The following is a 22,402-nucleotide window of genomic DNA, read 5'->3' as shown; positions in this document are numbered from 1 at the left end:
TGGCTATAGCGGCGCGACCTTAACGCAGGAGCAAGAGATGTCGAACGCCCAGCTTGAAACCGCCATCGAAGCCGCGTGGGAAACCCGCGACCAGATCACCCCGGCCACCACCGGCGAGACCCGCGAGGCGATCGAGGATACGCTGTCCGCGCTCGACGGCGGCACGCTGCGCGTGGCGGAACGGCAGGCCGACGGCAAGTGGCACGTCAACCAGTGGGCCAAGAAGGCGGTGCTGCTGGGCTTTCGCATCAAGGATATGGAACAGCAGCACGGCGGCCCGCAGGGCGGCGGCTGGTGGGACAAGGTCGACAGCAAGTTCGCCGGCTGGGGCGACAACCAGTGGAAGGCCGCCGGCTTCCGCGCGGTGCCGAACTGCATCGTGCGCAAGTCGGCCTATATCGCGCCGGGCGTGGTGCTGATGCCCTCCTTCGTCAACCTCGGCGCCTATGTCGACAGCGGCACCATGGTCGACACCTGGGCCACCGTCGGCTCCTGCGCGCAGATCGGCAAGAACGTTCATCTCTCGGGCGGCGTCGGCATCGGCGGCGTGCTGGAACCGATGCAGGCCGGCCCTACCATTATTGAGGACAACTGCTTTATCGGGGCGCGCTCGGAAGTGGTCGAAGGCGTGATCGTGCGCGAAGGCTCGGTTCTGGGCATGGGCGTGTTCATCGGCCAGTCGACCAAGATCGTCGACCGCGAGACGGGTGAGGTCATGTATGGCGAGGTGCCGTCCGGGTCCGTCGTTGTCTCGGGCTCGATGCCATCGAAGAACGGCGTGAACCTCTATTGCGCGGTGATCGTGAAACGGGTCGATGCCAAGACACGGTCCAAGACCTCGATCAACGAGCTGCTGCGCGACTGAACCGCGCATTCGGGGGCGTTTTGGCGCCCCCGAGACCCCTAAAGGGGTCGTAAATGGCCATTTCTGAACGCTTTGTTTCAAAACGCGAAATCAAATGTGGCGGGATTGCCTTATTTCCAGCCCCTCTTTGATGTAGAAAACCCTTGTTCAGTTGACGAGTTCGATGGTTTCGACGGCACAAGCTGCCCGCCCCGGCCCCTGATCCCGCTGCGCCCTGTTTAGCGCGTGTTTGTCTGCGATTTAGCAGCGGGACAGAGTCCGGAGCGCGGGTTCTTGACAAAGGCCCAAGCGCGGCGCATCGCGGGCGCATGGCACAGAAAGAATCCCGACAACAGGTTTATACGCTGCTGGTCCAGATCGGCCGCAAGGCGGGCGACGGCTTGCCGAAGGGCGCAACGGGCGCGGCGCTGCTTTGCTATGCTTCGGGCATCGACGAGGCCGAGGCCGTGCGCGAGACGGTTGCCATCCTCAAGCAGGCCGATTGCGCTCCTCTCGATGTGACCGGATATGGCACGCTGGCCGAGCGCGAGGCGCAGGGCGACGTGATCGATCCCGAGGACCGCGCGCTGATGATGCGCGCGCTTGAGGAAAACTCGGTGATTGTCGCCCAGATGACGCCGTTCTTCGACAAGGACGAATGACGCACTGCGCCTAGGCCGCGCGGTGCTCCGCCAGCACGATGGCATCGAAGGCATGCAGCACGGGGCTGGCTGGCGTGGCGTGTTCGGGCAGGCTGGCGCGGTCCAGGTCCGCGAGGATGCTGGCGCCCAGTAGCGCAGGCTTTCGTCGGATCCGGCCGATGTTCAGGCTTTCCACCGGGCAGCCGGCGGCGATCAGGGTTTCCTGATCGGGCAGAACCAGCTGAACATAGGGCACCAGCCATCCGGCGCGCACCGGCTGCACCTGCGGACTGCCCAGCAGATGCCCGGCCTGCAGGCGCACGGTCTCGCGCCCGAAGAGGTATTCGACCTCCGACCCGTCGATCAGCAGCTTCTGCGTGCTGGCGACCGCAATGTCCTGGCGCAGTCCGAAGTAAGGCGCGCGCAGGCAGACCGGGGAAAAGGTGCCGCGGCCGGGAACGATGCGGCTGATCGCGTGTAGCACCGGCACAGCGGTTCCTTCGGCGGTCAACACCAGGTCGCCCCGGCGCAGGTCGCCGGCCCGTCGCGCGCCATCCGGCGTGGCAATCGGGATGCCGGGGGTCAGCGCGGGCTGCGGGCCCACGGGTTCGACCGCATCCGACGCCGCGGCGAACAGCACCTCGGGCGACAGATAGCGGTCCGGTCCGGGACCGATCAGCGCGGCGATGTGGTCGTGGTGCATCGGGCGCGGGTTCGGACAGGGCAGCAGGGTGATCTGGTCCCGTCCCGGGCGCTCGATGGCGAGCCACCCGCTGCGCGCGGGCGCGTCCCAGGCATAGGTGATGCGCAGCACGTCGGCGCGCCCGGAGTCCGCGCAGTCGATCACATGGTTCACCACCTCGCCGCAGAGATCGAGGATCAACGACAGCCCCCCGCCCGGCAGAGCCTGCAGCGCAAAGGACATCGGCCAGTCGCCGACGGCCGATGCAGCCAGCAGCGGCTTCAGCCGCCGCAGTTCGGGCAGGCGGGTCTCGATCACCAGGGCGCCGCGCACGACCAGTTCTTCGGCCCCGCCCAGGGGCGTCAGCCAGGCGGCATTCTGGTCGCAGACGGCAAGCCAGGCCATGGGTCAGCCGGCCCTGTCTGTCGGAAGCGTCTTCATGTCCTGCCCGGTCCTCATATGCCATGGCAGGACAGCGGCGCGGTGCGCCGGCTGCGTCGAAACGCGGGGCCAGCCGTTTTCGGCCTTGCTGCCCTGCGGGGACCTGCCTCTGGTCGTTCTTGTGTTAACCTTACGGTATCATGACCCGAAACCTGCCGATAAGAAGTTTTCTGCGCTCGAGCCTTGGCGGCGCGGCCTTTTTGTCACAAGTCTGGGCGCGAGCCGTGGCCGGACCGGCCGCCCGAAAGACCAGGAGACCTGCCCGCCATGACCCCGACCGATGCCGTCGCGCTGACCGCCGACCTGATCCGCTGCCCTTCTGTGACGCCCGAGGAGGGCGGCGCGCTTGCCCTGCTGGAGGCAACGCTCGCCGACGCCGGGTTCACCTGCACCCGCGTCGACCGGGGCGGGGTGGCGAACCTTTATGCCCGCTGGGGCGCGAAGGGACACGCGCGGACCTTCGGATTCAACGGCCATACCGACGTGGTGCCGGTCGGTGATGCCGCCGCCTGGACCCACCCGCCCTTCGGGGCAGAGGCCGTTGATGGCGTACTTTTCGGACGCGGGGCAACCGACATGAAATCGGGCGTGGCCGCCTTTGCCGCCGCCGCCATCGACTTCGTGACCGAAACCCCGCCGGACGGCGCCGTGGTGCTGGCGATCACTGGCGACGAGGAGGGCGACGCCACGGATGGCACCGTCGCCCTGCTCGACTGGATGGAGACGCAGGGCGAGGCGATGAGCGCCTGCCTGGTGGGCGAGCCGACCTGCCCGCAGCGGATGGGCGAGATGATCAAGATCGGCCGGCGCGGGTCGATGACGGCCTGGTTCACAGTTCGGGGCGTGCAGGGCCATTCTGCCTATCCCCACCGGGCAAAGAACCCTTTGCCGGCGATGGCGCGGCTGATGGACCGGCTGGCCAGCCACGAACTGGACCGGGGCACCGATCATTTCGATGCCTCGACCCTGGCGGTCGTGACCATCGACACCGGGAATGCGGCGACCAACGTGATCCCGGCCGAGTGTCGCGCAGCGGTGAACATCCGGTTCAACGATACCCACACAGGTGCGGGCCTTACAGACTGGTTGCAGGCCGAGGCCGACCGCATCGCGGGCGAATTTGACGTGCGGGTCGAGATGAAGGTGAAGGTTTCGGCCGAAAGCTTTCTGACACCGCCCGGGCCGCTCTCCGATCTGGTCTCGGCAGCGGTCGAGGCGGAAACCGGGGTGCGGCCCGAGCTGTCGACGACCGGGGGCACGTCGGATGCGCGGTTCATCAAGTCGCATTGCCCGGTTGTCGAGTTTGGCCTGGTTGGCAAGACCATGCATCAGGTCGACGAATGCGTCGAGATCGACCAGATCCACCAGCTGAAGCGGGTCTACGGTCGCATCCTGGCCGACTATTTTGCCTGAGCGCACGCTGATCGTGATGGTGAAAGAGCCGCGGGCCGGGCGCGTGAAAACGCGGCTCGGGCGCGACATCGGCATGGCGTCGGCGGCCGCGTGGTTCCGCAGTGAAAGTGCGGCGCTGCTGCGCCGTGTGCGCGACCCGCGCTGGCGCGTCGTGCTGGCTGTTTCACCGGATATGCAGGCTCTGCACCGGCAGATCTGGCCCGCCGACCTTCCGCGCATTCCGCAGGGGCCGGGGGATCTCGGCCGCCGGATGGCGCGGGCGATGGGGCAGTTCCGCGGGCCGGTCTGCCTGATCGGCGCGGATATTCCGCAGCTGTCGCGGGGCCACATCGCGCGTGCCTTCGCGGCGCTGCGGGGCCACGACGCGGTCTTCGGGCCGGCCACGGACGGCGGCTTCTGGCTGGTCGGATTGCGGCGCGGCGGGCTGGCGCGCCCGCGCATGTTCGAAGGCGTGCGCTGGTCCACGCCCGACACGCTGACGGAAAGCCGCGCAGCCTTGGGTCACTTGCGGATCTGCCTGGCCGATAGGCTGTCGGATGTGGATACGGCGGAAGACCTGCGCGCGCTGCGCAAGCGGGATTTTTGCCGATGACGGCATCCCTGCTGCGTGGTAGTCAGCGCCATGAGCAGCATCCCCTCCAAGGCCGAGATCCTCGACTGGATCGCAGCCAACCCGACCCTCAATTCCAAACGTGATCTCGCCAAGGCCTTCGGCATCAAGGGCGCGGCGCGGATCGACCTCAAACGTCTGCTGAAGGAGCTGGAGGCCGAAGGGCATCTGGAGAAGCGGCGCCGCACCTACCGCGACCCCGAGCGCCTGCCGCCGGTGACGGTGCTGCAGGTGAAGGCGCCCGACGCCAACGGCGATCTCTTCGCCCGCCCGCTGGAATGGCACGGCGAGGGGGTGGAGCCGGTGGTTCTCGTGGTCCCGCGCGCCTCGGACCCCGCGCTGGGCGCGGGGGATCGCATCCTGGCCAAGCTGGCGGTGGTGCATGAAGAGGATCACAACTACGAGGCGCGGCTGATCCGGCGGATCGGCACCAACCCGCGCCGGGTTCTGGGGGTCTTCCGCAAGACTTCGGAAGGCGGGCGCATCGTGCCGGTCGACAAATCCGGGCAGAACGAATGGATGGTGCCGGAAGAGGCCCGCGGCGGCGCCAAGGACGGTGAACTGGTCGAGGCCGAGGCCTTTGGCCCGGCCGGCCGGATGGGCCTGCCCCGGGCCCGCGTGACCGACCGGCTGGGCGACCCGAGCGCACCTCGGGCGGTGTCGCTGATCGCCATTCACCAGCATGGCATCCCCGATCACTTTTCGGACGCGGCAATGGCCGAGGCTGACAAGGCCAAGCCGATGGGGCTGAAGGGCCGCGAGGACCTGCAGCATCTGCCCCTGATCACCATCGACCCGGAGGATGCGCGCGACCGCGATGACGCCGTTCTGGCGGTGCCCGATGAGGATCCTAAGAACGCGGGCGGCTTCATCCTCTGGGTCGCTATTGCCGATGTGGCGGCCTATGTGACGCCCGGATCGGCGCTCGACGCCGAGGCGCGCAAACGGGGCAATTCGACCTATTTCCCGGACCGGGTCGTGCCGATGCTGCCCGACCGGCTGTCGGGCGATCTCTGCTCGCTGCACGAGGACGTGCCGCGCGCCTGCATCGCGGTGCGAATGCGGATCGACGCGATGGGTCAGAAGATCGAGCACCACTTCACCCGCGGGCTGATGAAGTCGGCGGCGTCCTTTGCCTATGAGGATGTGCAGGCGGCGATGGACGGGCAGGTGTCGGAAAAGGCCGCGCCGCTGCTGGACGAGGTGATCAAGCCCCTGTTCGCGGCCTACGAGGCCTTGACCAAGGCCCGCAACGACCGTCAGCCGCTGGACCTTGACCTGCCCGAACGCAAGATCGTGCTGAGCGAGGAGGGCAAGGTGACTTCCGTGCGGTTTCGCGACCGGCTGGACGCGCACCGGCTGATCGAGGAGTTCATGGTGCTGGCCAATGTCTGCGCCGCCGAGACGCTGATCGCCAAGAAGTCGCCACTGCTGTTCCGGGTGCACGAGGAACCGGCGCCCGAAAAGCTCGAATCGCTGCGCGAGACGGCACAGGCGGCGGGCTATACGCTGGCCAAGGGGCAGGTGTTGCAGACGCGGCATCTGAACAGCTTGCTGAATCAGGCAGCGGGGAAGGACGACGCGGAGCTGATCAACCTTTCGACCCTGCGGTCGATGACGCAGGCCTATTACTCGCCGCAGAACTTCGGGCATTTCGGGCTGGCGCTGCGGAACTATGCCCATTTCACCTCTCCGATCCGGCGCTATGCCGACCTGATCGTGCACCGGGCGCTGATCGCGGCGCATGGCTGGGGCGATGACGGGCTGAGCGCAGCAGAGATCGACGGGCTCGAGGCGACGGCCGAGCATATCTCGGACACCGAGCGTCGCTCGATGATGGCCGAGCGGGACACCAACGACCGCTATCTCGCCGCCTATATGGCCGATCGGGTGGGCAACGAATTCAGCGGGCGGATCAGCGGGATCGCGCGGTTCGGGGTCTTCGTGAAGCTGGACGAGACCGGGGCCGACGGGCTGATTCCGATCCGGTCGCTGGGGCGCGAGTATTTCCATTTCGACCGCGAGGCCGGCACCCTGATGGGGGCCGACACCGGGACGGTGATCGGCATCGGACAGCGGGTGACGGTGCGGCTGGCCGAGGCGGTGCCGGTGACGGGCGGGCTGGAGCTGGAGCTGCTGACGCTGGAGGACCGGGCGCTGCCGAAGGGCAGCGGCCCCTCGGGGCGGGGCGGACCGCGGCGCAAGGCAGCGGTGGCCAGGCGCAAGGCCGGAAAGGAAAAGCGCAAGGTCAGCCGCAAAAGGCGCGGCTGAGGGTGTCCTAGCTGGGACGGGGGGTCAACATATTGATTCTCCTGTATTTTTGCAGAGTGACGTTTTCAGCCGGGGGCGAGAGACGGCTTTCGCAGGGGAAAACACGGCATAATTCCCGCAGAATTTCGCTTGAGCTGTCGGCACGCTTTTGCGGCTGCAGCTTTCACGCTAGATTGATCCTGAGCAGACTGGCAGGACGAAACAATGCGTCTATGGATGAAAGCGGGGCTTCTGGTCCTGGGCTATAATTTCGTGCAGGCCGGAAGTGCGGAACAGTCTGCCCCGGAGGGCACGGTACTGGCCGTCTCGCAATCGCTGCGGCCGACATCGCGGCCGGAGGCGCAGGATATGGGCGAGGCCCCCGAGAGCGAGAGTTTCTCCGTCTGGCTGAAAGGGTTCAAGGCCCGGGCGGCGGCGCAGGGCATACGGCCGGCGACACTGGAGCAGGCTTTCGCCGATGTCACCTATGATGCCGAGGTGGTGCGGCGCGACCGTAGCCAGAACGAATTCACCAAGACGGTCTGGGACTATCTCGACAGCGCGGCTTCGGACGCGCGGATCGCGGCGGGCAAGGCAGCACTGGCCAAGCACAAGGCGCTGCTGGAACGGATCGAGGCCAAATACGGGGTCGACAAGGAGATCGTCGTGGCGATCTGGGGGCTGGAAAGCGCCTATGGAAGCTTTCGCGGCAGCGACAGCACCATCCGCTCGCTGGCGACGCTGGCCTATGACCAGCGGCGCCGCGACTTCTTCGAAAACGAACTGATGGAGCTGCTGCGGATCGTGGATGCCGGCGACGTCCGATTGGCTGATCTCAAAGGCAGCTGGGCCGGGGCAATGGGGCATACGCAGTTCATGCCCTCCTCTTTCCAGGCCCATGCGGTGGATTTTACCGGCGACGGGCGGCGCGACATCTGGTCGGAGGATCCAAGCGACGCCCTGGCCTCGACGGCGGCCTATCTCAAGCACTTCGGCTGGACCAAGGGGCAACCCTGGGGCGTGGAGGTCACCCTGCCCGAGGGCTTCACCTACACCCTTGCCAACCGGCAGGTGACGAAGACGCCGGCCGACTGGGCGGCGCTGGGCGTGCTGGGGCTGGATGGCAAACCGGTGCCCGACTACGGGCTGGCGTCGATCCTTCTGCCGGGCGGCGGCGCGGGCGCGGCCTTCATGATCTTCGACAATTTCGAGGTGCTGGAGCATTACAACACCGCCGACGCCTATGTGATCGGCGTCGGGCATCTGGCCGACCGGATCTCCGGGGGCAAGCCGGTGCAGCACGACTGGCCGCGCGGCGACCGGGCGCTGACCTTTGACGAGCGGGTGGAGCTGCAGCGGCTGCTGACGGCGAAGGGGTTCGACACGGTGAAGCTGGACGGGCGGATCGGCCCGCTGACGATCAACGCGGTGCGGGCCTATCAGGTGGCCACCGGGCTGCTGCCCGATGGCTATGCCTCGCTGCGGCTGCTGCAGACGCTGCGCTAGCGGCTCAGCCCGGGCTCATCCCGCGCAGGCGTTCCGAGCGGCGGCGCAGCATTTCGACCACCGTAAGCAGGACGATGGAGATTGCCACCAGGATCGTCGCGACGGCGAGGATGGTGGGCGAAATCTGTTCGCGCAGGCCGGTGAACATCTGCCAGGGCAGGGTCTTCTGCCCGGCAGAGCCGACGAAGAGCACCACGACCACCTCGTCGAAGGAGGTGATGAAGGCGAACAGCGCGCCCGAGATCACGCCGGGCAGGATCAGCGGCATCTGCACGCGGAAGAAGGTCGTCACCGGGTCCGCGCCCATGTTCGAGGCGGCGCGGGTCAGCGAGTTGTCGAAACCGACGAGCGTCGCGGTCACGGTGATGATGACGAAGGGAATGCCAAGCGCGGCATGGGCCAGAACGACCCCGATATAGGTGCCCTGCAGGCCGATGCGGGAATAGAAGAAATACATCCCCGCCGCCGAGATGATCAGCGGAACGATCATCGGCGAGATCAGGATCGCCATGATCGCACGGCGGAACGGCACATGGGGCTGGGACAGGCCGATGGCGGCAAGCGTGCCGAAGCCGACCGACAGCAGCGTGGCCATCGGCGCGATCATGACCGAATTCTTCAGGGCCTGCTGCCAGTCCGAATTGGTGAAGAAGTCGTGGTAGTGCTTGAGCGAAAAGCCCGCGGGATCGAGGCGCAGCATCTCTGGCGTGAAGGTGAAGAAGTTCTGGGCGTTGAACGACAGCGGCATCACCACGAGGATGGGCGTGATGAGGAAGATGAAGATCGCGCCGCAGATGACCCGGAAGGTATAGTGCCAGAGGACCTGGCCCGAGGTCAGGTAGGGCGCGAGATGGGTGCGGTAGCGCCCTTCGTAAAGCCAGAAGATCAGCCATCCGAAGAACCAGCCGAAGGCGGCCCCTATGATGGCGGCAGAGACGCCTCCGATCAGGTATCCGGCGATGGCCATGGCGGCCAGAAGGGCCCAGCGGACCGCCCTTTCGGGCAGCCCGGAGAGCGGGGCGGCGAAGGCGATGGCCCCCATCAGCAGCGCACCGATCACGACGCCCAGCAGGCCGGAGCCCTGGGCGGTGCCGACAAACAGCCCGGCCAGCGCGCCGAAGGCGGCGGTGACGGGTACGTAGAACGAAACCGGACGGCGCGGGACAGTTGTGGTGACAGTCATGTCCTCAGCCCCCCAGCTTGACGTTGTCGATGCCGACGATGCGGTCGTAGGCCCAGTAGAGCAGCAGGACCGCTGCGAGCAGGATCGTGCCCAGCGCGGCGGCGAGCCCCCAGTTCAACGACCTGGAGATGTGATAGGCGATCCGGTTCGAGATGAAGGTGCCTTCGGTGCCGCCGACGATCTCGGGCGTGATGTAATAGCCGATGGCGAGGATGAAGACGAGGATGCTGCCGGCGCCGATGCCGGGCACCGACTGCGGGAAATAGACCCGCCAGAAGGCGGTCCAGTTGGTGGCGCCCAGCGATTTGGCCGCGCGCAGGTAGCTGGGCGGGATGGTCTTCATCACCGAATACATGGGCAGGATCATGAAGGGCAGCAGGATGTGGGTCATCGCGACGATGGTACCGAACTGGTTGTTGATCATGACGAGGCGCGAGTCGTCGGCGACGAGGCCGAGCCAGACCAGCGTGTCGTTGATCACGCCCTCTTGCTGGAGCATGACCTTCCAGGCCGAGGTGCGCACGAGAAGCGAGGTCCAGAAGGGCAGCAGCACCAGGATCATCAGCAGGTTGGCGGTGCGGTCGCGCAGGTTGGCCAGCAGCCAGGCGACGGGATAGCCAAGCAGGATGCACGACCCGGTGATCATCAGTGACATGAAGAGGGTGCGCTTGAACAGCAGGATGTAGATCTGTTCGTTCTCGGGGCGAGCCTCGGGGCCGTCGATGCCCTTCTTGAGGTCGATGGCGTTCAGGAAGTAGCCGTCGGTGTAGCGCGGGGAATAGATGTAGAGCGTGCGCCAGATCTCGAGACTGCCCCAGTCCTTGTCGATCTTGAGGAATTTTTCCTTGAAGGGCGCGTCGTTGGCGAGGTCGAATTTCTCGACCGTGCGGCCGGTCTTGCGCAGCAGCGAGGAAGAGCCGGAGACCTCGTAGTTGAGGCGCGAGCCGAGGCGGGTGTGGGTCTTTTCCTCGACGGCCTTCTTCAGGTCGACGGCGAGGGCGGCAAAGACTGGCTCGTCCGGGGCTTCGGTGGAGTGGGGATCCCAGCTGGACAGCGCTTCGACCGTGTTCGGGAGCGTTTCCTGCACGATCTGGTTCTCGACCGAGCGGAACAGCATGTCAGCGATGGGGGCGATGAAGGTGAGCAGGACGAAGATCAGCAGCGGCGCGATCAGCGCCAGGGCGCGAATCTTCTGCACGCGCAGGGCGCGGGCGAGGCTGCGCTTGAGCGGGGTTCCGTCGGCGGCAAGCACCTTGCCGGACTGGGCGGTCGCATCTGTCATGGCTGGCCCTCGATGATGACGATGTCGCTTTGCGAATGTGCCATGCGGATTTTCGCGGCCTGCTGGTAGCCCTCCGAGCGGTAGCAGGCGAGTGCGGTGTCGTAGTCGGGGAATTCGATCACCACGTGGCGATCCTTCTGCGGCGCCTCAGGCGTTTCGTTGCGACCGCCGCGAACCAGGAACTTGCCGCCGAAACTTTCGACCACCGGCGTGTCGAGCCGGACGTATTCGGCATATTGTTCCGGGTTGGTGACGGTGACGTGTACGATCCAGTAGCCCTTCGGCATCGGCGAAACCTCCTTGAGCGTGGTGCGGGGCCCGGTGACCGGACCCCGCGTCGGTCAGTGCCAGATCAGTTGGCGAGCCACGCCTGGAACTTCGCGTCCATGTCGTCGCGATAGTCTGCCCACCAGGTGTAGTTGTTCACGAAGGTGTTCTTCGCGTTGTTCGGATCGGTCGGCATGTGCGGCGCCATTTCGATGCCGAGGGTGGCGTGCTTGCCGACCAGCGGCGCCGACGACTTCCGAGCCGGGCCATACGAGATGTATTTCGCCTGATCCGCCAGACGCTGGGTGTCGGTGGCGAACATCAGGTAATCCATCACGCGGGCCAGGCGGTCTTCGGGCAGGCCGGCCGGAACGATCCAGCCGTCGATGTCGAACATCTGCCAGTCCCAGGCCATGCCGACGGGCTGCTTCTGCTCCTCGATCATCGAGAAGAGGCGGCCGTTGTAGGCGGAGCCCATGAAGATTTCGCCATCGGCCAGAAGCTGCACCGGTTCGGCCGAGGCCGACCACCAGATCGTCTGATCCTTGATGGTGTCGAGCTTGGCGAAGGCGCGTGCGACGCCTTCGTCGGTCTCGAGCATGTCATAGACTTCTTCATAGGGAACGCCGTCGCAGAGCAGGGCCCATTCCATGTTGGCGATCGGCTGCTTGTTCAACGCGCGCTTGCCCGGATACTTCTCCAGATCGAAGACGTCGCAGGCGCCGGTTGGCGGCTCGGTCCCGGCGGGAACCATATCCTTGCGATAGCCAAAGGTCGTCGAGAAGACGATCTGCGGAATGAAGCAGTCGGAAACACGCAGGTCGCCGAAATCCTCGCTGGCCTTGGTGCCGTCGGGGGCATCGGCAAGCTGGGTGTCGGCGTCGATTTCCATCGCCAGGCCTTCGTCGCAGAGACGGATGGCATCGGCGGCTTCCACGTCGACCAGATCCCAGGTCAGGTTGTTGGCTTCCTTCATAGCGCGCAGCTTGGCCACGGCTTCGGGCGAGCTTTCGTCGTTGATGATCTTGATGCCGGTCTTTTCGGCGTAGGGGTTGTGGTAGGCGTTCAGCTGCGAGGCCGAATAGGCGCCGCCCCAGCTGACGATGGTCATCTCGTTGGCCATATCGGCCGCCGAAGCGGTCGTGGCGATGGCCAGCGCGCTGGTGGCCAAAAGGGTTGCGGTTCTTTTCATGTCTTTCAACTCTCCCGTTGTCACCCGTTTCATCGGACCACGGCCATTCGGGTCGGGTGTCCCTGAATGGCCGCTACACGTGATGCGGAAATGTTACTCCGTCAGTCCTGGAATTCCATTTCCTTCTGCAGTTCTGCCTTCTTCTGCTTGGCCGCGCGGAAGGCGGCGATCTTGGACGCCGTGGTGGACTGTGCCTTTTCCAGCGCGACCGTCATCTTGAGCAGGGTCGTTCCGTTCGGCTTGGCGTATTGCTCGAGCTTGCGAAGGGTCTTTTCGGCTGCGGCCAGCTCTTTCTTGGCCTTCAAGAGCAGCTTTTCGGCGGTCTTGACCTCGACCCCGTCGGACAACAGCGTGTCGATGCCCGAGATGATCGTGGCGGAGGTATTGACCGCCTTCCCGAGCGTCGATGCCATGCCGGCATATTCCGTCGCGACATTCTTCTTCAGACCCGCGTCGGTCGCACCGGTCGGGCCGAGCGCGTCGTCGATCGCCGAGCGCGAGGAGGCGACCAGCAGAGTGGCGTAGATCACCTGCGCGCCCTTGAGTTCGGGCAGAAGCACGGTTGTGGCCACCGAAATTGCCACGTTGAGCCCGCGCTGAATCTCGGCCTGGCGCACCAGCTTCTTGGCCTTGGCAAGATCCTTGGTCAGCCGTTCCACCTTGGCGATGGTCCGGTCCAGCTCGCCCTCGCCGTTCTTGACGATCAGGGTCATCAGTTCGACCACGCCCGTATATTGCGTGGCGAGCTTGGCATCGAGATAGGCGGTGAACATCGCATTCTGCGCCGCCAGCACCTCGCATTGCGCGGCCAGGCTGGCCCAGAGCTTTTCGAGCTGGGTCACCTTCTTGCGGTCCGGGTCCTCGGGGTCGATCTTGTCGTTCAGATCGCAGAACTTGTTGTAGAACGCATTCGCCTTGGCGAAATCGGTACGGTAGTCCTTCACCAGCTTGGCGGGATATTTCTTGATATCGCTGTTCTTGAGATTGGTCTCGGCCTCGTCCGCGACGTCCGAGTAGAACTCCTCGGTTTCGTCGGTGAAGGCGCGCAGCACCTTGAAATTCTCTTTCGCAATCTTGTCCGGCATGGGGAATCTCCTGCAATGAGCGGCGCGCGCGTGTCGCGCGCCGGTCTAATGCGGGCCATCTGCATCTTGCGTCTTCATCCCGTCCGTAACCTGCTTCACACCGTTCCGTCATTTCAGGCATCGAGCGCCCGGCAATCTTCCGGCAGCCAGCCGATGTCGATCTTGGTGCCGGGCTGCAGCCGTGCCTGATCGGGCGCGTTGCGGGTCTTGATGATGAAATCTTCGTTGCCCGCGACGCGCAGGCGGGTGCGGAAGATATCGCCCATGTAGATGAATTCCATCACCTCGGCGGGAAGGGTATGCGCGCCCTCGCGCAGGCGGGCCTTGTTGTATTCGACGCGTTCGGGACGGATCGAGACGCGCGTGCGCTCGCCGGGTTTGGAGACGTTGACCGGTTTGCAGTCGATCAGCCCGCCGCCGTCGAGCTGGACCAGCGCGGTGCCGTTCTTGATTTCCTTGACCACACCTTCCAGCGTGTTGTTCTCGCCGATGAACTGGGCGACGAAGCTGTTCTCGGGCTCTTCATACAGCTTGTCGGGCGGGGCGAGCTGCTGGATGCGGCCGTCGTTGAAGACCGCGACGCGGTCGGACATGGTCAGCGCCTCGGTCTGGTCGTGGGTCACGTAGACGACGGTGATGCCAAGATTGTCGGCGATGCGCTTGATCTCGAACTGCATGTGCTCGCGCAGCTGCTTGTCGAGCGCGCCAAGCGGTTCGTCCATCAGCACCAGCTCGGCCTCGAAGACGAGGGCGCGGGCGAGCGCGATGCGCTGCTGCTGGCCGCCGGAGAGCTGCGAGGGGCGGCGACCGCCGAAGGCGCCCATCTGTACCATGTCGAGGGCGCGTTTGACCTTTTCCTCGCGCTCGGCCTTGGGCATCCGCCGCACTTCCAGCGGGAAGGAAAGGTTCTCGGCCACGGTCATATGCGGAAACAGGGCGTAATTCTGGAACACCATGCCGATGCCGCGCTTGTGCGGCGGGATGTTGTTGATGCTGACCCCATCCAGGCGGATGTCGCCGTGGGTCGCGGTCTCGAACCCCGCGAGCATCATCAGGCAGGTGGTCTTGCCGGAGCCCGAGGGCCCGAGCATTGTCAGGAACTCACCCTTGGGCAGCGCGAGATTGAGGTCTTTGACGACGAGCGTCTCGCCATCATAGCTTTTTTGGACGCGTTCGAATTCGACGAACGCGCCGGAGTTCTGAGTTCCGGCCAAATGCGGCCCCCCTGTTGTCTCGGCAGGTTTTCCTGCGCTTTTGTCCCTTAATGTAACCACACCGAAAGGCATGGGTGCAACCGGGTTCCTGAATTCGGACATAATGCCGGGGCGCGTGGGCGCGAAATCGGGCAAAAGCGAACAGATCCGAGGCGTGCGCGGCATCTATGGGCTTCTGCCGGGCGCGGAAGCGGCTATGGTAGCGCAAAAGCGACAAGAGGGAGTGCTGACGTGGCTGCAACCGACCTGCCTTTTACCCGAGAAGAATACGCCGAGCGGCTGGCCCGCGTGCGCAAGGCGATGTCCGATGCCGATCTCGAGGCGCTGGTCGTCACGGATCCGTCGAACCAGGCCTGGCTGACCGGCTATGACGGCTGGTCGTTCTATGTGCATCAGGCGGTGGTCCTGCTGCCCTATGGCGAACCGATCTGGTGGGGCCGCCGGATGGACACCTTCGGGGCGCTGCGCACGGTCTGGATGTCCGAGAACCGGGTGCGGGGCTATGACGACAGCTACGTGCAGGCCAAGGACAAGCACCCGATGGAGGATCTGGCCAAGGTGCTGGTCGAATTTGGCGCGGGGGCGGGGCGCATTGGCGTCGAGATGGACAACTATTACTTCTCGGCCCGCGCGATGCACATGCTGCACGGCTCTCTGCCCAAGGTACAGTGGGTCGACGCGACCGGCGCGGTGAACCGGCAGCGCGCGGTGAAGTCCGAGGCCGAGATCGGCTTCATGCGCAAGGCGGCGGCGATTTCCGAGAAGATGATCGACGGTCTGCTGGAACGTGTCGAGCCCGGCGTTCCCAAGAACGAGATCGTGGCCGAGCTCTATCGCGACGCGATCCGGGGCGTCGACGGGGCCTGGGGCGATTATCCGGCCATCGTGCCCATGTTGCCCTCGGGGCTGGACGCCACGGCGCCGCACCTGACCTGGGACGGGCGGCCCTTCAAATCGGGCGAGGCCACGTTCTTCGAGATCTCGGGATGTTACCGGCGCTATCACGCGCCCTTCTGCCGGACGCTCTTCCTGGGCACGCCGCCCGACGACATGTTGCGCGCGGAAGCCGCCTTGCAGGAAGGTCTGGAAGCCGGGATCGACGCAGCGCGAGCGGGCAACCGGGCCTGCGATATCGCCAATGCGCTGTATGGCGCGCTGAAGAAGGCGGGGATCACCAAGGAAGGCCGCTGCGGCTATTCCATCGGCCTGAGCTATCCGCCCGACTGGGGCGAGCGCACCATCTCGCTGCGCGAGAATGACGAGACGGTGCTCGAGCCTGGGATGTGCTTTCACTTCATGCCGGGCCTCTGGCAGGACAACTGGGGTCTCGAGATCACCGAGCCGATTCTGATCCGCGCCGACGGCCCGGCCGAGACGTTCTGCAACCGCCCGCGAAAGCTGTTCGTGAAGCCATGAGCGCGCGGCTGGAAGAGACGGTTGCCCTGCTCGACCGGCTGGTCGCTTTTCCGACCATCTCGTCCGACAGCAACCTCGCCATGATCGCCGACCTCGCCGCGCGCCTGACCGACGTGGGCGCGCGGGTCGAGATGTTCACCGACGACACGGGGGCCAAGGCCAATCTCTTTGCCACTTTGGGGCCAGAGGGTGACGGCGGGCTGATCCTGTCGGGTCATACGGATGTCGTGCCCGTGGCCGAACAGGACTGGAGCAGCGATCCCTTCGTAATGCGGGAGGACGCCGGACGGCTGTACGGGCGCGGCACCTGCGACATGAAGGGGTTCATCGCCGCCGCCATCGTGATGGCGCAGGACTATGCACAGGTCGACCTGAAGCGCCCGCTGCACTTTGCCTTCACCTATGACGAAGAGGTGGGCTGCCTGGGCGCGCGCAACCTGGTGCCCGAATTGCAGAAGCGCGGCCTGCGTCCGGCCATGGCGATCATTGGCGAGCCGACGCTGATGGGCGTAATCGAGGGGCACAAGGGCTGCTGCGAATATACCGTGCGCTTTGGCGGGCGGGAGGGCCATGGCTCTGCCCCCGACCGGGGCGTGAACGCGGTGGAATATGCGGTGCGCTATGTCAGCCGGCTGATGGAACTGCGTGGCGAGCTGATGGCCCGGGCGCCGCGCAACAGCCGCTATCAGCCGGCCTGGAGCACGATCAACATCGGCTCGCTGCGCGGCGGGGTGGCGCATAACGTCATTGCCGGCAAGGCCGAGCTGGAATGGGAGACGCGGCCCGTGCAGAGGGGCGACCTGGCCTTCGTGAAGGAGGCCATAACGGCCTATGTCGCGCAGGAGCTGCTGCCGGCAATGCGCGCGGTCTATCCCGAGGCCAGCATCGAGACCGACGTGATTGGCGAGACCCCCGGTCTGGAGGTGCTGGACGAGAACGCCGCCCGCGATCTGGTGGCGGGGCTGGTCGGCGCGAACGGCTCTGACGTGGTGCCCTTTGGTACCGAGGCGGGCCTGTTCCAGGAAATGGGCATGTCGGTCGTCGTCTGCGGGCCGGGGTCGATCGATCAGGCGCACAAGCCCGACGAGTTCGTCTCGGTCGACCAGCTGGCGGCCTGCCTGACCATGCTCGACAAGCTGGGGCACAGCCTGGTGGCGTGACACAGCCCTTGCCGTACGGTGTGGAACGTCTCATCCTTTCCACACAGGCCGACCGCCGGGACGCGATCCCAACCAGAAGGCGCGGCCCAGGGGAGGACAAGCATGAACGGCACGATGATGGATCAGCCGCTGACGATCAGTTCGCTGATCGCCCATGCGGCGCGGTATCACGGCAATACCGAGATCGTTTCGGTGGAGTCGGACGGCGAGGCGACGATCACCACATGGCGCGCGGTCGAGGAAAACGCGCGGCGGCTGGCGGCGGCGCTGGCGCGGCTGGGGGTTGCGCAGGGCGAACGGTGCGGCACGATTGCCTGGAATAACCGGCGGCATCTGGAAATCTACTTCGGCGTGGCGGGGGCCGGCATGGTCTGCCACACGATCAATCCGCGGCTGTTCCCGGAACAGCTGGTCTATATCATCAACCACGCGCAGGATCAGGTGCTGTTCCTGGACCGCATGTTCGTGCCCGCCGCGGCCAAGCTGCGGCCGCATCTGAAATCGGTAAAGCATTTCGTCTACATGGGGCCGCGCGACGAAGAGATCGCGGGCCAGCTGGAGGGCGTGCTGTTCTATGACGAGCTGCTTGCGGCGGAACCTTCGGATTATGCCTGGCCTGATCTGGACGAGCGGATGCCGTCGAGCCTGTGCTATACCTCCGGCACCACGGGCAACCCCAAGGGCGTGCAGTATACCCACCGCTCGACCGTGCTGCATTCCATCGCGGGCAACCAGCCGGACGGGCTGGCGATGTCGGCCAAGGACACCGCGCTGGCGGTGGTGCCGATGTTCCATGCCAATGCCTGGGGCACGCCCTATATCGCCGCCGGCGTCGGCTGCAAGTTCGTGCTGCCGGGGCCGAAGCTGGACGGCGAGAGCCTGGTGAAGCTGATCGACACCCACAGGGTGACGCTGGCGCTGGGCGTGCCGACGATCTGGATGATGCTGCTGGGCGCGCTGGAGAAGACCGGCAGCAAGGCCGAGAGCCTCAAGCGCACGGTGGTGGGCGGCTCGGCCCTGCCGACCTCGATGATCCCGAAGTTCCGCGACCTTTACGGGGTCGAGCTGATCCACGCCTGGGGCATGACCGAGACCAGTCCGCTTGGCACGCTGAACCAGTTGCTGCAGAAGCACGAGGGGCTGAGCGAGGCCGAGAAGGGCAAGCTGCGCGAAGGTCAGGGCCGTCCGCCCTATGGGGTCGAGCTTCGGCTGGTGGACGACGCGGGCAACCGCCTGCCCGAGGACGGCAAGACGCAGGGCAACCTCCAGGTCCGGGGCCACTGGATCGTCGAGAGCTATTTTGCGGCCGGGAAAAGCGCGCTGACCGCTGACGGCTGGTTCGACACCGGCGATGTCGCGACCATCGACCAGGACGGCTACATGATCATCCGGGACCGGTCCAAGGACATCATCAAGTCGGGCGGCGAGTGGATTTCGACGGTGGAGCTGGAGGATATCGCCATCTCGCACCCCAAGATCGCCAATGCAGCGGCCATCGCCGCGCGCCATCCAAAATGGGACGAGCGGCCCGTCGTCATCGCGGTCAAGGCGCCGGGGCAGGAGGTCACGTCGGACGAGGTTCTGGCGCATTACCAGGGCAAGGTCGCCAGCTGGCAGGTGCCCGACGCCGTGGTCTTCGTGGCAGAGCTGCCGCTGGGTGCGACCGGCAAGGTGCTGAAGAACAAGCTGCGCGAGGAATACGGAGAGGTGCTGCTGACGGCGGGCTGACGTCGCACCGGCTGGCGTTAGCCGCTCCTTAAGACCTTCCTGCTAGGCCTTCTTTCGGGTGAGCGGAAGGTGGTGGAATGGCATCCTCGAATGGGGTCGCGCCGGTCATCATCAAACGGAAGAAGGTCGTGGGCGGCGGTGGCCACCACGGCGGTGCATGGAAGGTCGCCATGTCTTTTCCTTTTGGACATTGGGCAGATTCGGCCCGGGAGTTTCCGCCGATGACGGCGTTTCGAAACGTCGTTCTGACCAATGCGACAGCCTTGGTTCAGGCATCGCGCCACTTGCTCTCGAAGTGCTCTGGCAGATTGACGCGCAATCCCTAACGGAGTGCTAACTTCCGCTGACCGCTTCTGGCCAATTTTCCTAAACCGGACACTAAGCGCGCCGTTCGACCTGTCCGCCGGATTGCGTGATGTGGCGGGTTTTCCGTCCGGATTTATCGTAAGTTTCAAGACTTTGCCGGACCCGGCGAAGATCGGCCATTCGATCGGCAACGGCACGGATACCCTCCAGCGCGCTGTTCAGGAGGGCCTGATTGCGCGTCAGTTTGCTGCGCACCTCGGCGACATCCGCCCGTTCGCCTGCATCCAGGTCGTTGATCTGCCGGATCAGGGTCTCCTTCAACTCGACAATGCGCGCGACCTGGTCGAGATCGCCGGTCAGGAGGGCCTGCCGTTCCCGATCCAGCAACTGGTCTAGCTCGTCGATGACCGCCTGAGCCGTTTCATGTGACATCCGTTTTCTCCATCAGAGCGTTGAAAAGGGTTTCGGCAAGGCCGATTCCGCCGACCCTCGCGATCAGGCGGGCCTGCTCGCGTATCAGGAAGGAGCCGAACTGGTCCTCGCCCGCGCCGCCGCCGAACGCGTCGCGGGTCTGTCCCAACCCTGCCGACTTGAGCATTTCGGCAAGAAAGCTGGCTTCGAGTTCGACAGCTGCCGCGCGCATGGCGGTCTGTTTCGGGTCCGACCCCGCAAGGGGCTGGGGCGGGCCGGGAATCGCAGGGACCATGTTTTGCCTCGAATTGACTTCAATAATTCGAGTTTGCCCTGCACCGGTTAAAATAACCGTAACCCCTCTGTGGCCAGTTTCGGGGCGTTTCCGACAGAAGGCCGGCCAAGATGCAACTGCTTCCGATCCAGACAAGCCATCCAGAACGCGCGCTTCCCCTGGGTCCGTCACTGCGATTTGATGAAACGTCTGAGGCCGAAGCTCGGCTGATTTTTCACGCCCTGTATCGAAATCTTCAGGATATGCCGGGCCTCCCGGCGGCAGGGGCGGATGGCGCTCCCGAGGGGCGTGCAGACGCCGATGACGTGACAGACGAATCCGGGTTGAACACCGGCTTCGGAATTGCCGTCGTTGCGCCGCCAAGACCGGAGCCTTCGGCTGCCGGAGATGCAGGCGGCTCTCGATCCACGGGAGTCGCCGATACGGCGAATGCGATTCCGGTCGAGTCGTCACAGACGGAAGGAAATATCCTCCGTAGAGGGTCAGGGGAACGGAGCGCGTCGGAAAACCTTCAGGCTCAGGTATTTGCGACCGGATCGGCATCAGGATTTGCGGGCAGGACAGACGCCGGTTCCGACGTCGCTCAGGGCGCAGCCATGGCCGCCGCAGGTGCGCAAGGGGAGGGCCTGGCGGGACAGGGGCAATTCAAGCCTGACGGCCGCTTGACGGATTACAGATCCGCAGGTGCTGATGGATCGCCGTACCCTGGTGCACGCCAGGTTCAGATGGAGAGAACCTTTCTGGAAGAAGCCCGCCTGGAAGATCTTCCGGTTGGGTGGGAGTCGCGCGCTCCAGAGCCACTCCGCAGTCTCTGGGCTGGCGACCCGACCGTCGCTGTCACGGGCGGTCCGGCTTGGCACAAGACGCTGGCCTCTGCCGTGGAATATTCGGCCCTGCGGGGCGCCGAAGGGACCATCGCTCTGGCAGGCCCGCAGATGCACGGCGCTGCAAACGGTTTGACAGGGGATGACGTCGAGGTAACGCACCTCCATGTGTCTGATGCGCGCAGGGTTTGGTCCCGGCCGGAGGCAGCCGTGCGGCCCGGCATGCCGGAAACGGCAGGGGAGGCCGGGGCACGCATGCGCGTCGCGTCCCGGCAAGTTGAATTGCCCGCCTGGACTCCGTTTCTCGTTCCAACGATGGCGGATCATCCGGACGTCGGGGCGCAGACCCTGCCGTCCGTCGCTCCTTTGGTACTGGCGGACGGTTTCCGGGGCGCCGGTGGCTCTGTAGTCCGCTCCGCAGAACGGCCTCCGCCTGTGCGGATGATCGTCGCAGACGCCCGGATCGCGTTGGCCGGGAATGGGGATGTCGACGAGCAGGCCAGAGAAGGCGGTCTTCTGGAGCGCGCCCCAACAGCCCTGTCTGTTCCGGCACACGGAGATCTTGCGGCCCTTCACAGCGGACCCGTTCCTCAGCGCACCGACCTTCCGCGCGTTCTGCCCCAGAACCTGGCGGAGTCTCTAATTCAACAAAGCGGCCGTCACGTCGAAGTAACCCTGAACCCTGAGGAATTGGGGCGCGTCCGGATGCTGCTGAGCAGCGCCGACGGAAACATCAGCCTGATCATTACGGGAGAGCGTCAGGATACGCTCGACCTGCTGCGGCGGCATATAGACGCGCTTGTCCAGGATTTCCGGAAGATGGGGTTCGAGAACGTGGGATACGAATTCCGCCAGTTTGAGTCGGGCGGCCGGCGAGATCGCCCAACTGCTGCTCCCTCCCGGCGTTCTGCTGTGGAGGTCGACCTGACGGAATCCACAACATCGCGCAGACACACGGCAGCTTCCGGCCTCGATATACGGGTCTGACATCATGGTTCTTGCAGTCTCCACGGCCTCGGCCGCTTCATCGCCGATCCCCTCGGCCGCAAAACCCGCGGCTCTGACCTCGGATTTCGAGACCTTCCTCAGGATGCTGACGGCGCAGGCGCGGTTCCAGGATCCTCTGGAGCCCATTGATTCGACGGAATATGCGGCGCAGCTTGCGCAATTTTCCATGGTCGAGCAGCAGGTGCTGACCAACGACACCTTGCAGGCTCTGCTGGCGCATATGGGTCTGCAAAACCCCGCGAGCCTAGCGGCCTGGGTCGGCATGGAGGCGCGGGTCGTGGCGCCGGTGGCCTTTGACGGGCGTCCTGTCACCATCGCGCCCGAGGTCGCTCCCGGTGCGAGCGCGGCCACGCTGGTGGTGCGGACCGAGAGCGGCAGCGAGGTTCAGCGGCTGCGGCTTCCCTTGCAGCCGGGGACGCTGGAATGGGCTGGCGTGGACGACAGCGGGAGGCCTTTTCCGGCAGGCATCTACCGGTTTGAGGTAGAAAGCCTGAGCAATGGGACTGTGATCAGGACGGAACCCGTCGCCGTATACGCGCGGGTGACCGAGACGCAGCTCCGGGAGGGTGCCGTTGTCCTGATCCTTGAAGGAGGCCAGGCTGTGCCGGCCGAGGCCGCAACCGGGTTGCGGGAACCGGTCTGAT

General features: G+C 65.3%; 20 protein-coding genes and 1 pseudogene. 12 read left to right on the top strand and 9 right to left on the bottom strand.

The features are described from left to right. The first annotated feature begins 37 nt into the window (after positions 1-37). Both dapD and ACFO5X_RS05620 read left to right on the top strand, forming a co-directional pair. The gene (gene dapD / locus ACFO5X_RS05625) at positions 38-865 is read left to right on the top strand and encodes a 2,3,4,5-tetrahydropyridine-2,6-dicarboxylate N-succinyltransferase (RefSeq protein WP_380716263.1); all 828 of its coding nucleotides are present in this window, start codon (positions 38-40) and stop codon (positions 863-865) included. Between the two features lie 308 nt (positions 866-1,173). Continuing rightward, positions 1,174-1,506 (top strand): hypothetical protein, encoded by a 333-nt coding sequence (locus tag ACFO5X_RS05620; protein WP_380716261.1) that lies wholly within the window; start codon positions 1,174-1,176, stop codon positions 1,504-1,506. 10 nt (positions 1,507-1,516) lie between these two features. Here the strand turns inward: ACFO5X_RS05620 and ACFO5X_RS05615 are convergent, their stop codons facing one another. Beyond that, positions 1,517-2,572, bottom strand: a complete 1,056-nt coding sequence (locus tag ACFO5X_RS05615) for a Hint domain-containing protein (RefSeq protein WP_380716260.1) — start codon at positions 2,570-2,572, stop codon at positions 1,517-1,519. A 303-nt stretch (positions 2,573-2,875) separates the two neighbouring features. Here ACFO5X_RS05615 and dapE point away from each other — a divergent pair, with 303 nt between their 5' ends. The 4 genes from dapE to ACFO5X_RS05595 all read left to right on the top strand — a co-directional run bounded on the left by dapE (position 2,876) and on the right by ACFO5X_RS05595 (position 8,387). After that, the gene (gene dapE / locus ACFO5X_RS05610; protein ID WP_380716259.1) at positions 2,876-4,021 is read left to right on the top strand and encodes a succinyl-diaminopimelate desuccinylase; all 1,146 of its coding nucleotides are present in this window, start codon (positions 2,876-2,878) and stop codon (positions 4,019-4,021) included. 16 nt (positions 4,022-4,037) lie between these two features. Then, positions 4,038-4,613 (top strand): TIGR04282 family arsenosugar biosynthesis glycosyltransferase, encoded by a 576-nt coding sequence (locus ACFO5X_RS05605; protein ID WP_380716379.1) that lies wholly within the window; start codon positions 4,038-4,040, stop codon positions 4,611-4,613. A gap of 30 nt (positions 4,614-4,643) precedes the next feature. Further along, positions 4,644-6,902 (top strand): ribonuclease R, encoded by a 2,259-nt coding sequence (gene rnr, locus ACFO5X_RS05600; RefSeq protein WP_380716258.1) that lies wholly within the window; start codon positions 4,644-4,646, stop codon positions 6,900-6,902. A gap of 204 nt (positions 6,903-7,106) precedes the next feature. Continuing rightward, positions 7,107-8,387, top strand: a complete 1,281-nt coding sequence (locus tag ACFO5X_RS05595; RefSeq protein WP_380716256.1) for a lytic murein transglycosylase — start codon at positions 7,107-7,109, stop codon at positions 8,385-8,387. Between the two features lie 4 nt (positions 8,388-8,391). Here the strand turns inward: ACFO5X_RS05595 and ACFO5X_RS05590 are convergent, their stop codons facing one another. The 6 genes from ACFO5X_RS05590 to ACFO5X_RS05565 all read right to left on the bottom strand — a co-directional run bounded on the left by ACFO5X_RS05590 (position 8,392) and on the right by ACFO5X_RS05565 (position 14,610). After that, on the bottom strand, positions 8,392-9,570 hold the full coding sequence (locus ACFO5X_RS05590) for an ABC transporter permease (RefSeq protein ID WP_380716255.1): 1,179 nt from the start codon (positions 9,568-9,570) through the stop codon (positions 8,392-8,394). A 4-nt stretch (positions 9,571-9,574) separates the two neighbouring features. After that, complete coding sequence (locus ACFO5X_RS05585; RefSeq protein WP_380716254.1) at positions 9,575-10,852, bottom strand: ABC transporter permease; 1,278 nt, start codon at positions 10,850-10,852, stop codon at positions 9,575-9,577. Beyond that, complete coding sequence (locus tag ACFO5X_RS05580) at positions 10,849-11,139, bottom strand: DUF1330 domain-containing protein (protein ID WP_380716253.1); 291 nt, start codon at positions 11,137-11,139, stop codon at positions 10,849-10,851. Before ACFO5X_RS05580 ends, ACFO5X_RS05585 begins: the two co-directional genes overlap by 4 nt. Before the next feature lie 65 nt (positions 11,140-11,204). Next, positions 11,205-12,311 (bottom strand): extracellular solute-binding protein, encoded by a 1,107-nt coding sequence (locus ACFO5X_RS05575; protein ID WP_380716252.1) that lies wholly within the window; start codon positions 12,309-12,311, stop codon positions 11,205-11,207. Between the two features lie 101 nt (positions 12,312-12,412). Further along, a complete protein-coding gene (locus ACFO5X_RS05570; RefSeq protein WP_380716251.1) occupies positions 12,413-13,396 on the bottom strand; it encodes a hypothetical protein in 984 nt (327 codons plus the stop codon). A 113-nt stretch (positions 13,397-13,509) separates the two neighbouring features. Further along, on the bottom strand, positions 13,510-14,610 hold the full coding sequence (locus tag ACFO5X_RS05565; protein WP_380716250.1) for an ABC transporter ATP-binding protein: 1,101 nt from the start codon (positions 14,608-14,610) through the stop codon (positions 13,510-13,512). 231 nt (positions 14,611-14,841) lie between these two features. Here ACFO5X_RS05565 and ACFO5X_RS05560 point away from each other — a divergent pair, with 231 nt between their 5' ends. The 4 genes and pseudogenes from ACFO5X_RS05560 to ACFO5X_RS05545 all read left to right on the top strand — a co-directional run. Then, the gene (locus ACFO5X_RS05560; protein ID WP_380716249.1) at positions 14,842-16,026 is read left to right on the top strand and encodes a M24 family metallopeptidase; all 1,185 of its coding nucleotides are present in this window, start codon (positions 14,842-14,844) and stop codon (positions 16,024-16,026) included. After that, complete coding sequence (gene argE, locus ACFO5X_RS05555) at positions 16,023-17,186, top strand: acetylornithine deacetylase (RefSeq protein WP_380716247.1); 1,164 nt, start codon at positions 16,023-16,025, stop codon at positions 17,184-17,186. The genes ACFO5X_RS05560 and argE overlap by 4 nt, the downstream gene beginning before the upstream one ends. A 102-nt stretch (positions 17,187-17,288) precedes the next feature. After that, positions 17,289-18,914, top strand: coding sequence for a long-chain-fatty-acid--CoA ligase (locus tag ACFO5X_RS05550; RefSeq protein ID WP_380716246.1), 1,626 nt, complete (start codon positions 17,289-17,291; stop codon positions 18,912-18,914). A 77-nt stretch (positions 18,915-18,991) separates the two neighbouring features. Further along, positions 18,992-19,084 (top strand): annotated as a pseudogene (locus ACFO5X_RS05545) (chemotaxis protein MotB); the annotation flags it as partial. Between the two features lie 208 nt (positions 19,085-19,292). On the opposite strand, the gene ACFO5X_RS05540 reads toward ACFO5X_RS05545, so the two are convergent. Both ACFO5X_RS05540 and ACFO5X_RS05535 read right to left on the bottom strand, forming a co-directional pair. Continuing rightward, positions 19,293-19,652, bottom strand: coding sequence for a flagellar biosynthesis protein FlgN (locus tag ACFO5X_RS05540; protein WP_380716245.1), 360 nt, complete (start codon positions 19,650-19,652; stop codon positions 19,293-19,295). After that, positions 19,642-19,863 carry a rod-binding protein gene (locus ACFO5X_RS05535; protein WP_380716244.1) on the bottom strand — a complete coding sequence of 74 codons (222 nt, stop codon included), beginning with the start codon at positions 19,861-19,863 and terminating at the stop codon, positions 19,642-19,644. The genes ACFO5X_RS05540 and ACFO5X_RS05535 overlap by 11 nt, the downstream gene beginning before the upstream one ends. Positions 19,864-20,036: 173 nt before the next feature. On the opposite strand from ACFO5X_RS05535, the gene ACFO5X_RS05530 reads away from it, so the two are divergent. Further along, positions 20,037-21,737: a flagellar hook-length control protein FliK gene (locus tag ACFO5X_RS05530; RefSeq protein WP_380716243.1), complete on the top strand. Its 1,701-nt coding sequence runs from the start codon at positions 20,037-20,039 to the stop codon at positions 21,735-21,737. A gap of 4 nt (positions 21,738-21,741) precedes the next feature. Continuing rightward, complete coding sequence (locus tag ACFO5X_RS05525) at positions 21,742-22,401, top strand: flagellar hook capping FlgD N-terminal domain-containing protein (protein ID WP_380716242.1); 660 nt, start codon at positions 21,742-21,744, stop codon at positions 22,399-22,401. The last annotated feature ends 1 nt before the right edge of the window (position 22,402 follow it).

This window comes from Seohaeicola nanhaiensis, assembly GCF_042654245.1.
Classification (GTDB): domain Bacteria; phylum Pseudomonadota; class Alphaproteobacteria; order Rhodobacterales; family Rhodobacteraceae; genus Seohaeicola_A; species Seohaeicola_A nanhaiensis.
The sequence above is the reverse complement of the archived record's forward strand: the minus strand, read 5'-3'. Positions and strand labels throughout refer to the sequence as shown.